Annotated in this window: 13 protein-coding genes and 1 pseudogene; 10 read left to right on the forward strand and 4 right to left on the reverse strand. The window is 71.4% G+C overall.

Annotated elements, in window-relative coordinates:
* The 7 genes from BT364_RS37960 to BT364_RS44020 all read left to right on the forward strand — a co-directional run.
* Window positions 1-1,581: FtsK/SpoIIIE domain-containing protein (locus tag BT364_RS37960; protein ID WP_072489689.1), on the forward strand; the 1,581-nt coding region annotated here is incomplete at its 5' end.
* A gap of 182 nt (window positions 1,582-1,763) precedes the next feature.
* A complete protein-coding gene (locus BT364_RS37965) occupies window positions 1,764-2,237 on the forward strand; it encodes a hypothetical protein (RefSeq protein WP_256260420.1) in 474 nt (157 codons plus the stop codon).
* Between the two features lie 2 nt (window positions 2,238-2,239).
* Complete coding sequence (locus BT364_RS37970; RefSeq protein WP_072489701.1) at window positions 2,240-3,337, forward strand: hypothetical protein; 1,098 nt, start codon at window positions 2,240-2,242, stop codon at window positions 3,335-3,337.
* Window positions 3,334-3,795, forward strand: coding sequence for a Pycsar system effector family protein (locus BT364_RS37975; protein WP_072489691.1), 462 nt, complete (start codon window positions 3,334-3,336; stop codon window positions 3,793-3,795). The genes BT364_RS37970 and BT364_RS37975 overlap by 4 nt, the downstream gene beginning before the upstream one ends.
* On the forward strand, window positions 3,792-4,124 hold the full coding sequence (locus BT364_RS37980) for a DUF7739 domain-containing protein (RefSeq protein ID WP_072489692.1): 333 nt from the start codon (window positions 3,792-3,794) through the stop codon (window positions 4,122-4,124). Before BT364_RS37975 ends, BT364_RS37980 begins: the two co-directional genes overlap by 4 nt.
* Window positions 4,121-4,468 carry a ParB/RepB/Spo0J family partition protein gene (locus BT364_RS37985; RefSeq protein ID WP_072489693.1) on the forward strand — a complete coding sequence of 116 codons (348 nt, stop codon included), beginning with the start codon at window positions 4,121-4,123 and terminating at the stop codon, window positions 4,466-4,468. Before BT364_RS37980 ends, BT364_RS37985 begins: the two co-directional genes overlap by 4 nt.
* A 544-nt stretch (window positions 4,469-5,012) precedes the next feature.
* The gene (locus BT364_RS44020) at window positions 5,013-6,815 is read left to right on the forward strand and encodes a rep family protein (RefSeq protein WP_072489694.1); all 1,803 of its coding nucleotides are present in this window, start codon (window positions 5,013-5,015) and stop codon (window positions 6,813-6,815) included.
* 501 nt (window positions 6,816-7,316) lie between these two features.
* Here the strand turns inward: BT364_RS44020 and BT364_RS37995 are convergent.
* On the reverse strand, window positions 7,317-7,511 hold the full coding sequence (locus BT364_RS37995) for a hypothetical protein (RefSeq protein ID WP_072489695.1): 195 nt from the start codon (window positions 7,509-7,511) through the stop codon (window positions 7,317-7,319).
* Window positions 7,512-7,665: 154 nt separating this feature from the next.
* On the opposite strand from BT364_RS37995, the gene BT364_RS38000 reads away from it, so the two are divergent.
* On the forward strand, window positions 7,666-7,866 hold the full coding sequence (locus BT364_RS38000; RefSeq protein ID WP_143166622.1) for a hypothetical protein: 201 nt from the start codon (window positions 7,666-7,668) through the stop codon (window positions 7,864-7,866).
* A 341-nt stretch (window positions 7,867-8,207) separates the two neighbouring features.
* On the opposite strand, the gene BT364_RS38005 is transcribed toward BT364_RS38000, so the two are convergent.
* The 3 genes from BT364_RS38005 to BT364_RS38015 all read right to left on the reverse strand — a co-directional run bounded on the left by BT364_RS38005 (window position 8,208) and on the right by BT364_RS38015 (window position 11,006).
* Window positions 8,208-8,654, reverse strand: coding sequence for a hypothetical protein (locus tag BT364_RS38005; protein WP_072489697.1), 447 nt, complete (start codon window positions 8,652-8,654; stop codon window positions 8,208-8,210).
* An 83-nt stretch (window positions 8,655-8,737) separates the two neighbouring features.
* Window positions 8,738-9,280, reverse strand: a complete 543-nt coding sequence (locus tag BT364_RS38010) for a hypothetical protein (RefSeq protein ID WP_072489698.1) — start codon at window positions 9,278-9,280, stop codon at window positions 8,738-8,740.
* Window positions 9,281-10,268: 988 nt separating this feature from the next.
* Window positions 10,269-11,006, reverse strand: a complete 738-nt coding sequence (locus BT364_RS38015) for a GntR family transcriptional regulator (protein ID WP_072489699.1) — start codon at window positions 11,004-11,006, stop codon at window positions 10,269-10,271.
* 170 nt (window positions 11,007-11,176) lie between these two features.
* On the opposite strand from BT364_RS38015, the gene traA reads away from it, so the two are divergent.
* Window positions 11,177-11,761 carry a plasmid transfer protein TraA gene (traA, locus tag BT364_RS38020; RefSeq protein WP_072489700.1) on the forward strand — a complete coding sequence of 195 codons (585 nt, stop codon included), beginning with the start codon at window positions 11,177-11,179 and terminating at the stop codon, window positions 11,759-11,761.
* A gap of 14 nt (window positions 11,762-11,775) precedes the next feature.
* A pseudogene (locus tag BT364_RS38025) lies at window positions 11,776-12,197 on the forward strand (plasmid transfer protein TraB); the annotation flags it as partial.

The raw sequence follows: 12,197 nt of genomic DNA on the forward strand, positions 1-12,197 counted from the left end.
GCCACCGAGAGCACCGGGTCCGACTCGGACAAGGGCCTCCTGGAGAAGGTCGGCCTGGCCCGCACCAAGCTCAAGGACGTCAAGGTCGAGCCGAACCGGGTCACCGTGCCGTACGAGCTGCCCGCCGGTGAGCTCACCAACGACGACGTCGCGAAGGCGATCCCGCGTATCGCCTCCGCCCTCGATGTGCCGACCACGGCGATCCGCGTCATGCACGACCCCGACTCCGCGCGGAAGGGCCAGTTTGTGATCGTGCCTGAGGACATGCTCAAGACCCCGACCGTGTGGCCCGGCCCGTTCGCCCCGGGTGAGTCCGTCGCCGTGCCGCTGCGCCTGGGCGTCTACGACGACGGCAGCGACCTGTTGCTGCCCCTGCTCGACGCGATCCACCTGCTCGTCATGGGGATGACCGGCTCGGGCAAGACCGAGGGCGCGCTCGACATCCTGCTGGAGATCCTGACCCGCAACGACGTGGCCGTGTGGCTCGCCGACGCGGCCAAGGCCGGGCAGGACTTCCAGCCGCTCATCCCGGCGATGGACTGGGCCGCACTCGACACCCCGGCGGCCGGGGCGATGGTCGCCGCCGTCCAGGCCGTCATCCCCGCCCGCACCGCCTGGCTGCGGGACCACTCGTACCGGGCCTGGGAGCCCGCGGCCGCGCAGACGCAGACCAACCCCGCGCACTCCTGCGCGGCGTCCGGCGCCTGCGGCTGCCCCGGGATGCCGTACCTGCTCGCCTGGTTCGAGGAGGCGGCCAAGCTTCTGCGCGAGCTGGGCGACGACGTGTTCACCGGCATCGCCCAGGAAGCCCGGTCCGCCGGTGTCTCCCTGGTCGTCTCCATGCAGCGCGCCTCCGGCTACCAGCTCTCCACCGACACCCGCGCAAGCCTCCCGGCCGCGATGTGCTTTGGGGTCAAGGGCGACGACGCCGGGTTCGCGCTCCCCGAGGAGGTCCTGGACGCGGGCGCCAACCCGGCCGCCTGGGGCAACAAGCGCAAGGGGTACGTGTACCTCGTCAGCGCGGGCGTGGAGGAGGACCTGTACGCCAACCCCGCCCGGACGTTCTGGACCGGTCCCCCGGCCGAGGGCACCTACGAGCGGATGGCCCGCTACGTGGTCGAGCACTTTGCCAACGTCCGCGCCGAGCTGGACCCGGTGACGGCCGCCGCCGCCGAGCGAGTCGCGGGCCAGCTGTTCACCCACCGCGCCGCCCGCGCGGCCGGCGCCCCGGCGGCCCCGGCCCCGCAGCTGGCCGACGAGCCCGAGCTCGTCGACGGGGAGGACGCCGACCTGGACGTCTCGGCCGAGCTCCCCCCGGCCGAGACCAACGTGCCGCTCCCGGTCGTCGACAAGCCGTCGACCGAGGCGGCCCGCGAGCTCCTGGACGAGATGGTGCAGATGCTCGCCTCGGTCGGCCCCGGCACGGTCGCGGTGAAGGACCTGGGCCCGTACCTGGAGAAGATCGGCCGCGACCGCTCCTGGGTCTCCCGGGAGATGAAGCGGCTGTCCGAGGAGGGCCGCCTCGCGGCGACCGGCGAGGCGGGCGTCTACCGCCTCATCCCGGCCCTTGCCGGGGTCTGACCGGGCCCGCACAGCCGCACAGCCGCACAGCGCGAATCCCCACGTCACATGGCGTGTGAAAAGGGCCGCACACCGGCCCGCACACCGCCGCACAGCTCGAATCGCACAGCCCCGCACACCGAACGCCGACGGACCGCCCCGCAGCAACCGGGGCGGCCCGCTCGATGACCACGGAGGCAACCGTGACCACCAACCCGCAGTATCCCCTGACCGACTCCCAGGCGTCCGCCGAAGCCGCCCGCCTGATCGCCGAGGCGTACCGGCCGGTGCCAGCCACCCCGACGTACTTCCGCGACGACAGCCCGGTCCCGGCCATCGGCACCGCCCCGCCCGTTCTGCAGCCGGACTCCCGGATCGTCCCCCAGTGGGCCGCCGGGGTCGCCGTCGCCTCCATCGGCGTCGGCGCCGGGGTCACCGGACTCGGGTGCGGAGCCTGGCTCGTGCTCCAGGGCCTCGCGTCCGTGACCCTGACCGGCGTCCTCGCCGCGACCCTGCCGTTCGCCGGAGTCGCTGCCGCCGCGACCGCCATCGGCTCCGCCTTCGCCCGCGTCCGCCGCGCCTCGACCACGAACATCTACAAAGGCACGGTCGTCCAGCGCACCGAGGTCACCGCGACTGCCCGGGGGATGCTCTCCCGCGCGAAGGCGGGGCGGTGACCATGCAGCTCAACACGCAGGCCCAGGTCGACCAGGCGGAGCGCGTGCTTCGGCTCTCGTGGGTGATCGTCTTCGGCGTCATCCTGTTTTCGGTCTTCACCGTGACCCCGCTGGTCGAGAGCTCCACCCCGGAGGGCTGGGAGTGGTCGGCCCCGATCCTCCCGCTCGTGGTCGACGTCGCGGTCGTCATCTCGATCCGGGTCGACGCCATCGTCGCCCGGCTCGGCGGATCCACGAGCGGCTGGCCCATCGTCCTGCGGGTGCTCACGGGCGGGGCGTCGGTGCTCCTCAACGTCGGGCACTCCGCACTCGGCGGCGACTGGGTCGGCGTCGGCGTGCACACCGCCGCGCCGGTCGTGCTCATCGTCGTGGCCGAGGCTTCGCTCAAGTGGCGCCGGGAGATCGCGGCGGCCATCGCCCGCATCGAGCGTGAGCAGGCCGAGGAGCGGGCGAACCGGAAGCGTGAGCGCGAGGCCGAGCAGGAGCGCTCACGGGCCGAGCGGGAGGCGACCCGGCAGGCAGCAGAGCGGCAGCGTGAGCAGGAGCGGGACGACCGCCAGCGCGAGCGTGAGCAGGCCGCCGAGCAGGCGCGGGCCGACCGTGAGCACGCTGCCCGGATCGCCCGCGAGGAGCGCGAGTACGCCGCCGAGATGGAGCGCGAGCGGGAGAAGCGGGCCGACGAGCGCGCCGCCGCCGAGCGCGATGAAGTCGCACGCCAGCGCCGGGAGGAGCGGGAAGAGGCCGAGCGTCGGCGCCGCGAGGAGCGCGAGCGGGCCGACCGTGAGCGCAAGGCCAAGGCGGCGGCCGACAAGGCGGTGGCCGAGCGCCGGGCCGCCACTGAGCGGCCGAAGTCCCCGGCGCCCGTGGCGGCGGCCGTGAGCACCCCCCGCCCGACCGTGAGCGCCCCCGTGAGCACCCCCGCTCACGAGACCGCTCAAGGCGGCGTCAAGGACGACAAGATGTCGGAGGCCGACGCGCTCACGGCGCTCGCCGACGCGGTGCGCGAAGGCAAGAGTCAGCGTCAGATCGCGACGCTCACCGGGTGGTCGACCGGCTGGGTCGCGAAGCGCGTGAGCGAGCTGAACGAGGTGGCGGCATGAGCACCCCCACGGAAACGTCGGCGGCGGCCCTGGCCGCTCAGCATGCCGAGGTGAGGGCCGAGATCGCGCGGACCGACACCAAGATTGGGTTACTCCTCGCGTTCGTCGGAGCCGTCGCGGCCGGCGCCTGGACCGTCGCCCGCGACCTGCCGCCGTCCCTGTCCGCGTACCTGACGGGCGGACTCGGACTCGGCCTCCTGGTCGCCGCCGCCGGACAGCTGCTCGGCTCGGTCCGCCCCGGCCTGCTCGGCGGCAACGGCTTCCCGCTCTGGGCCACCCTCACCCCCCAGCAGATCGCCGCCATGGCAGAGACCCGCGACCTCGCCGCCGACATCGCGGGCCTGTCCCGCCTCGCCCTCGCCAAGTACGCGAGCGTGCGCCGCGCCATCGACCTGACCCGCGCAGGCGGACTCCTGCTCGTCCTCGCCATCCTGATCGCCCTCGGAGGTGCAGCATGACCACCCACATCGTCACCAGCCACGGCGCCGACTTCTTCGGCGAGGACCGCCACCCGCTCAAGGCGGTGGGCGACTTGGCCGACTACGCCCGCGGCGCCATCTCGTACGCCGAATCCGGCCCGCTCCTCGACCTGCTGCGCGAGCCCGGCACCGACCGGACCATCCCGGCCGCCGAGGCCGCCCAGCTCTCCGAGCTCCTGATCCGCGTCTCCCGCAGCCGGGACACGAAGCCCCGCCCGTCCGCCCTCGCCCGCGCGCTCGCCGACGCGGCCGGCCGCGCCGCCGCCGACGGCGAACCCTGGGAGTGGACCGTGGAGGCCGCCCGATGAAGTACCGAGGCCAGATGCGGACCGCCATGCTCAACGACCGATTCATCAAGCCGACCGAGTACGCGAGGTGGGCGGACGCGCGCCGACGCTTCGAACACCGGCAGAGGGACCGCGACCTGGTGGCCCAGCTCCGCCAGTCCATCCCCCGCGACGGCCTGCGCGAGCCGATCATCCTCGGAGTCAGCGACCGGCACCCCGACGTGTACGTAGCCGACGGCCACCACCGGGCCGTCGCCCTCATGGGGTTGGGCGTCCCGACCTTCCCGTTCCACTGGTACTGGATCAGGAGCTTCGGGGTCCGCATGGAGGCCGATCCGTTCCCGTTCCACCTGCTCGACCGCTGAACGATGAAGCCCCGCCGGCCTTTTTGGCTGGCGGGGCTTCTTTGGGACTGTCAAACCACAGGGGCCCCGGACGCACTCACGGCGCGTCAGGCAGACCAGGGGCACCGATCCGGCACAGGAGTGCCAGGATCATCACCAGGCCGTACCAGCCCCCAGAATCACCACGGCCGTGTACGACCCCAGACATGGCACGACCCCGGGCATCTCACCTCCCGGGGTCGCCGCCCTCACTCGCGCCCCGCTTTCAGACCGGGCGAGACAAGGACGTTTGCTCGTGACGAGCGTACGAGAGATCAGTGCATCAGCACCACCGCGCCCCGCCGGACCCCGCCGCTGCTACTGCGGCAAGCCGCTGGCGCAGACGCCCGGTAAGCGCCCCCGCCGCTTCTGCGGAGAGGCCTGCCGCAGCGCGTCCCGCAGGGACCCCGGAGGCTCGAAACGAGCCGTCGCAGCCGCCGTCGATGCGGCGCTCGGCAAAAGCGGTCGCCTCGGTACTGAACCAACAGAGTTTCGCCCCCCCCTCCGACCTGCGGAAACGGCAGCCGTGGCAAAAGCGGTCGCGGCTGCCACGGAGGACGATCCGGAGGCGATTCGCCGGAAGACGGCGGCGGCGCGCAAGGCGGCCCGGTACGGCCAGCGCCGGACGCTGTGGCGGATCTCCGGCGACCCGAAGTGCCGGGGCTGCGGCCGCAACCTCATGGACCCGGAGAACGGCGCGCTGTGCGTCCAGACCTCCGAGGGCTACTCGCTGATCCTCGGAGTCCAGAAGTGCGCCCGCATCTGGCTCTGCCCCGTCTGCTCCCGCAAGATCCGGCAGAAGCGGACGGAGGAGATCGACTCGGGCCTCGTCGACTGGATCGAGCGGGGCGGCACCGCCTTCCTGGTCAGCCTCACCGCCCGCCACGACTTCCGGGACCGCCTGGCGGACCTGATGGACGCGCTCCAGGGCAGCCGCAAGGGCAGCGACGCCCAGGTCAGAAAGGCGCGCAAGAACCGGGCCGAGGCCGATGCCGCGTACGAGCGGGCCGAGGAAGAGGCGGACCGGATCGTCCAGGCCGCCCGCCGCGACGCGCCGGCCGGAGTGAAGAAGCGGGCGATGGCCGCTGCCCGTGAGGAAGTCGCCCCGATGCTCACCGCCGCCCGCCGCGCCCTGGCCAAGGCTCAGGACGGCGTGTCCACCACCACCCGCCGCGCCGGTGCCTATCAGCGGCTCATCACGGGCGGTCAGTGGGCAGGCGACCCCCGAAAGTCCAGCGAGGCGGCCGTGATCGGGCTCCGGGGCCGGATCGGGTACGTCGGCATGATCCGGGCGACCGAGGTGACCGTGGGCGACACGAACCTGTGGCACCCGCACATTCACGTCATCGTCCTGGTGGGCGGCTCGTTCGCCACCGACCTGGACGGCCACCAGGTCCTGGGCGACGTGTTCACCCCGGACGAGGAGGACCTGGCCGCGTGGGAGAAGCACTGGCGCAAGGTCTGGACGGGCCACCTGCAGAAGACCAACCCGAAGTACCGGCCGTCCGACACGTGCTCCATCCCGGACTGCAAGTGCGACGGGAAGGGCCACGGAGTGGACTTCAAGCGCCTGGAGACTGCCTACGACGCGAAGAAGGCCGCCAAGTACGTGGCGAAGACGCAGGACGGCAAGAGCCCCGCATACGAGCTGGCGGCGGGCGACCTCAAGACCGGGCGCGACGGCAACATGTCGCCCTTCGAGGTGCTGGGCCGCATCGGTGACCTGATGGGCGGCGTCGATCCGGACGACGTCCCCGGTCACGGCTCGCTCCAGTGGTGCATCGACATCTGGCACGAGTACGAGAAGGCCGTGGCCGGGCGCCGGGCGATCGAGTGGACGCGCGGGCTGCGGCAGCTGCTCGGCATCACCGGCGGAGACACCGAGGAGGACGACATCGACGCACTCTTCGACGGCGAGGATGCGGCCGAGTTCCGGGCCGGGGTGCGCGTCACGGATGACGGCTGGGCGGCGATGGCCCGCAAGGGTCTCGACTTCGAGGCGACTCAGGCCGCCGAGGGAACGGACGGCGATAGCGCCGCGATCCGCGACCGCATGGTGTCCGTGGCCACCGACGCCGGGGCCACTCCGGAGGTCGCGGCCGGGTGGGTCGAACCGCTCAACCCGGTCCAGGTCGGGGAGGTGTGGGATGCGATCAAGGAGACGTCCGTCCGCCGGAGTGCCGAAGCCGCGGCGCGTCGTCGCCGCGAGCGCGACCGCGAGACGCTGCCCGACCGGTTGCGTCTCGCGCTCCTGGTCCTGGTGCTCGATGTCCACTCCGGCCGCGACGGATGGACCTGGGCATGGAGCCGTGCCGAGGGTCGCAACTGACCGAGGATCCGCCTGCCATGCGGTTCGGCCGGCGGATCCGGCCCGCGGCTGCGATCGGCCCCGGCCGGGAAGGATCGGGAACTCTTCTGGCTGTCGCAGAAGAGGTGTCGGCGGCGGGGAAGGCTTGCCCGCCGGGTGATGCCCGCAGGTCAACCCCCCTGGGCAAGCCCAGGCTTGCCGGAGGGGGGTTCACACCTCCGGCAGTGGTCCCGGTGCAACGCCCGGACCACCCGTCCAGCACCCGGTAGATGCACCTCCCGGTGCAACCCCCGGCCGCCGGGCCGAGCCGCGAAACTGGGGTCAGTAAGCACTAACTCGCTACCGGGATCTGCTGCCCACGGCGGCGCGACCGGAGCGCGTTACTGACGTCAGTAACGCACAACTCGCTGCGGCTTTCTGCGCGCGGAAAACCCGCGCGGGGCGACTGCGCCGGACCGCTCACTGATATCAGTGAGCACTAACTCGCTACCCGCTCCTGCGGGTACAGCCGGATCCGCCGGATTATGAGTCCGTCGCCCGCGACTTCGGGCCGGTGCCGAGGACCCGGCGGCCGTCCTGCAGGGCGGTCTGCTCCGGGTCGGCGCGACCCGCCAGGAGTGCATCCGGGTCGGCCCGCTCGACAGGCAGAAGCCGCGGGCTCGTCGTGCTCCTGGTGCTCGTCGTCGGGCCGGTGCCGAGGGTGCGTCGGGTGTTCATGACGTGAGTCTGCGCGTGCTGCGGAGTTCCCCCGGATCGGGGGGGAACTGCCTTTGTCCCCACCCGGTTTTCGATCACTGCCGACCGGCCGCGCCGAAGTGCAAGAGGTGTGCCCGTTCTTGCTCGTCGGATCCGACTCATCAGGAATGCCTAGGTGTGTCGTTCGTGGGGGTTGGCGTTCGTCGTCGTCCTGGTCGTGCTCGTGGTCCTGGTGCTCGTCGTGCTCCTGGTCGTGCTCGTCGTCCTGGTGCTCGTCGTGCTCGGCTGCGCCGCCGCCTTCGGCGTGACCGGGATCGGTCACACCTCATGCATTACGAATGACCTTGGCTCGACGGCGGCGCTTGTGGCTTCGTGAACTTCGCCCGACGGATGGAATGCAAGGGTGTGCTGCTCGATCTCGTGAACGGCCGGTTCGTCGTGATGCATAGGTGTGGGGGATCTGTTCGAGCGCGTTCGGTCGGCGTGACATCTCTTGCAACTCGGGTCGAGGCGCGGTCCGTGCGGTCCGTGCGGCGGGACCGGAGTGCAAAAGTGCCAGAGGTGTACGGCGGTTGGGCCCGTGCTCCTGGTGGTGGTCGGCGTACGTCATCTCGGAGACGTACCGGCGGCAACAGAGACGACTTGAGGACGGCGGCCGGGGACGACGAAGGGCCCCGCCGGCCGAAGCCGGGCGGGGCCCTGGGTGGCGCTGATCGGTCAAAGGGCGAGTGCAGCTCCGGCGGCCTCGACGAGCGCGTCGGTCTGCCGGATGGCGCGGAGCCGGGCGGCGGCGAGCGGGGTCTGGCCGTCCGTCTCCCGGAGTCCGTAGGTGGCTCGGGCGGCAACCTGCGCGGCCGGGGCGAGCGAGGGCAGCAGCATCTGCACCCGCAGCAGCGGAGCGGTGATTGCGGACCGGGTGGCGTGCGACTCGGTGCGGGCCTGCGTCCAGTCCTCGCCGCGGAGTCGGAGGTCCTCGCGCACCCACATCGCCCGGCGGTGATCGGCGAGGGCCGTCACGAGGTCGGTGACGGCGGCCAGACCCTCGGTGCGGCGGGCGGCTTCGGTGTCGGCCTTGCGCTGGGCGCGCTGGCTGAGGTGGGCGAGCGTGCCGGTGAGGACGGCTCCGGCGAGGGTGCCGAGGACGGCGATGATGGCAGCGAACATGGAGGTGCTCCTGTCTCGGTGATCGTGTCGGGAGTGAGGGGCGGCCGGACGCCGGGAAGTGGACGGCCGCCCCTGCTGGCTGCTCAGCCTCGGAAGAGGTTCTTCGCGAAACGCTGGTGTGCGGCCTGGCGGCTTGTGCCGAGGGCCCGTCCGATGTCCTCCCAGCTCCCGTTGGTGTCGCGGACGGCGGTGACCGCCCGCTGGAGCGAGGCGGTGCCGAGCTTCTCGACTTCGGCGGCGGCGGCCGTGGCCGCGAGCGGGCGCGAGGAGGTCAGACCGGCCAGCATCTGCCGGACGGTGGCGATGGCGTCCGTGAGGTCGTCGGGCACGGTCGTGCCCAGGAGCGGGGCGATGTGCTGCCGGTCCCAGGCGGCGTAGGGGCCGGAGTTGTACTCGAAGCCGTCCGTCTCGTCCTGGTCCTCCCAGTCGATCGGGAACATCTCGGCCGACCGCCACCCGCACTCGCACGCCGCGCGAACGGCGATGGCACGGGGTCGCCCGTCCTGCCCGTCGTACAGCCACCAGGCGCTGTTGCCATCGACGGGGGCGGGCTCGCTGCCGTCGCCCATGACCGCCACGGGGTATCCCTCGTGGTCGGTGCTGAACTGCTCTGTCTGCCAACCCATGTAAAGACTCCTTGACGCAGAACGTTACGCGTCCAGATTCCTTGACGTCCCTCGTGATGTCAAGACTTCTTTACGTACAGGCCGTTCGCGTCATGAATCCTTGACGACATCCCCCGGTCGCCCCGGTACGGCGCATCTCCTGGGGCGGCCGATACGGTCGGTGAATGACGGTCACCCCTTCCCCTCCGCCGCGTGACGCGGACGGGCAGCTCCTGTGCCAGCACTGCATGAAGACCCCCGTCCCGCCGAGCCTCGGCACCAAGCCGCGGATCTACTGCTCGCGGAACTGCCGGCAGCGCGCCTACGAATCCCGCCGCACGCGGAGCATCGTCTCCGTCGCGGTTGAGGTCGCTCTTTCGCGCGAAGCAAAGTCACGTGACGCTGAAGCAACGTCACGTGACACTGCTGAGCGTTCGTCACGTGACTTTGCGAAACCGCAGGTCAGCCCTGCGACTCCCCCAGTTCCTCCGGCCCGCGCTGCGGCGCCGCCGCTGTGGGAGGAGGACTCCGATATAGAGGCTCGGCTGGCCCGGTACGGAATCGGCGCCGACGGCCAGGAGCTCGACGGCGAGTAGGTGGCCGGCGGATCGGGCCGAGGGTGCTCCCGGCACGGGATGCCGTAACGACACGCTCCTCGGCCACGGTAAAACCGGTACCGAAGCCTTCGGCGTCTTCCACTGGTGGTCATTGGATCGCGGCAGCAGGAGCTCCCCGCCCGCCCATCTCCGGTGCTGCGGGGCCGCGTACGCGCCTGTCATCCGTGACGGCGGCGGTACGGCGGCCAACCCCGTGATCGCCCGGCAGACGGCAGACGGACGCCCCGCGACCCCACCCCTCTCGCCGCTAGCCGTCTTTCACAGCGCGAAGCCGCCGCACTCGCCCACGCGGCAGGCCACGGAGGATTACGGGCCGTGGGCGGACAGCAGAAAGCCCCTGCCGGGTGGCAGGGGCTCAGTGAGCGCTTGGGGGTCAGCGGGGAGGGTGGGCCTCAGCCCATGGGGACGCTGGTGCCAGGGGCGTAGACGTCCTCCCAGTACGCGAGCGGGCGGTCTTCGTCGTGGAACGTCTGGGTGGTGACGAAGACGGGGACGGCGGCGCTGGGCGGTGCCGTGATCTCCATGGCGTCAAGCTCATCCTTGGCTGCATGGCGGGCATGCCCGGTGCGCTGCCCGCGCTCGACCGGACGGCCGGTTCGCTGGGTGTAGAGCTCGTCGAACTGCGTGGTCATGCGCACGTCGTCGGCCAACTCGGGCACGGCCGCGACGGTGTGCGGCGGGTAGATGGAGAGGCCGACAGACGTCGGCTGGTCGTCCTGACGGAAAACGCGGATGCGGATCACAGCCTCGTCGCCTGGCTCCAGGTCGAGGGCGGTGCAGACCTCAGCATCGTGAACGGCTCGCCGCATCACGCGGTGACCTGAGGAGCTCTCCCCGGGCGCGTACCGCATCCCGTTCCGTGCCATGCGGTTGAGCCGGTCGGTCCCCGTGATGATGAGGGGCGACTGGGCAACGACGGTGCCGAGCGCTCCGCGAGACGTCACGAGGCCCTCGCCCTTGAGAACGCCGAGAGCTCGGCTGACCGTCTTCGAGGCGACTTTGAACTGGGCCTGGATCTCGGTCACAGAGGGGAGCGAGTCCCCGGGAGCCAGCTCCCCAGCCGTAATCCGGTCGCGGAAGTGGGCCGCCACGTCGGCGTAGCCCCTTCCGGCGGGTGCCTTGTATGCCATGACTTCTCCCTCTTCGTCGGGGTGTAGTACTCCTCGAAGGTACATCACGAGACCCCTCAAGGTACACACTTGCTCGATGGTGGCACTTCATGTACCTTCATGTCGTCGCGAAGGTACATTGAGCACCTTCTCGATCGGGAGAAATGTACCTACCTAAGAGGAGGCTCACCATGGCAACGAACGGCACCCCCAGGCGCCCGGCGGCCCGGCCGCACACGCCTCGTCCCCGTACCGGTGGCGGACAGACTCCCAGCAGCAAGGGCGCCAAGTTCGCGGCCGATGCGGCAAACGCGGCCGGGAACTTCGTCGGCGCGGTGGCCGGCGGATTCGTCCCGCCGATCAACGTCACGGTCAACAACAACAAGGCTGTTCCTGCGGCAGCGCCTGAGCCCGTCGGCCGGGGGGGCGGTTCGCACTTCCTTCTCGGCGACCCCGAGTTCAACTCGGCTGAGGACGTGCGGAGCTACTGCAACTCGGTCCGGGCGCTGATGGCGCAGGTCGCGATCGAGCTCGCGATGGCAGGGAAGATCTTGGAGGCGCGCCTGGCCCAGGCGCAGGCGCTGCCGGGTGACAGCCCGATCCAGGCCCGGCTGCGGGCGGGGAAGGTCGGCCGGAAGTTGAAGAAGGCGTCGGATGGTTCGATCGCCGCTGCCCGGTCGGCCATGGGCGCGTACGGCGCGTTCACCCGCGAGTACGCCGACCTGATGAGTCCGCGTCCGCAGCGCCCCGCGACCACCAACCCGTTCAAGTTCTGAGAGGCGGTACCGACATGGCTAAGGACTGGACTGACCAGGACGGACGGAAGTACCCGGTCGCCGTCAAGCAGCACGAGGACCGCCTCAACTCCGGCGGGTCGACGGGCATGGGTGCCTGGCTTTGGCACCGCGCCAAGCCGTACACCCCGCCGTGGATCGTCACCGGCGCCGTCGGCCTCGCGGGTGCCGGTGCCCACGAGCTGTGGGGCAACTCGCCCTGGCCCGGTGTCGGCCTGACCCTCGCCTCGGTCGGCCTGACGGCCGCGACCTGGTGGGCGGGCAAGTCCACCGGGCAGCAGCGCCGCCTGCACTCCGCCATCACCGTGGCGGCCGGGTCGAGCTGGTTCACCGCCGTCGCCTTGTCCGGCCCGTTCACCGGCCCGCTGCCCGACCTGTTCCTGATGGGCGGCGCGAGCCTCGCCCTGACCTGGAACAT

Origin of the sequence: Streptomyces atratus (genome assembly GCF_900119365.1) — a bacterium.
Taxonomy (GTDB): domain Bacteria; phylum Actinomycetota; class Actinomycetes; order Streptomycetales; family Streptomycetaceae; genus Streptomyces; species Streptomyces atratus_B.

Excerpts from the sequence above, each read along its gene's own strand:
- traA (WP_072489700.1), top strand. The coding sequence starts at position 11,177 with ATGGCAACGAACGGCACCCCCAGGCGCCCGGCGGCCCGGCCGCACACG.
- BT364_RS37980 (WP_072489692.1), top strand. The coding sequence starts at position 3,792 with ATGACCACCCACATCGTCACCAGCCACGGCGCCGACTTCTTCGGCGAG.
- BT364_RS38005 (WP_072489697.1), bottom strand. The coding sequence starts at position 8,654 with ATGTTCGCTGCCATCATCGCCGTCCTCGGCACCCTCGCCGGAGCCGTC.
- BT364_RS37975 (WP_072489691.1), top strand. The coding sequence starts at position 3,334 with ATGAGCACCCCCACGGAAACGTCGGCGGCGGCCCTGGCCGCTCAGCAT.
- BT364_RS38010 (WP_072489698.1), bottom strand. The coding sequence starts at position 9,280 with ATGGGTTGGCAGACAGAGCAGTTCAGCACCGACCACGAGGGATACCCC.
- BT364_RS37985 (WP_072489693.1), top strand. The coding sequence starts at position 4,121 with ATGAAGTACCGAGGCCAGATGCGGACCGCCATGCTCAACGACCGATTC.
- BT364_RS37970 (WP_072489701.1), top strand. The coding sequence starts at position 2,240 with ATGCAGCTCAACACGCAGGCCCAGGTCGACCAGGCGGAGCGCGTGCTT.
- BT364_RS38015 (WP_072489699.1), bottom strand. The coding sequence starts at position 11,006 with ATGGCATACAAGGCACCCGCCGGAAGGGGCTACGCCGACGTGGCGGCC.
- BT364_RS37995 (WP_072489695.1), bottom strand. The coding sequence starts at position 7,511 with ATGAACACCCGACGCACCCTCGGCACCGGCCCGACGACGAGCACCAGG.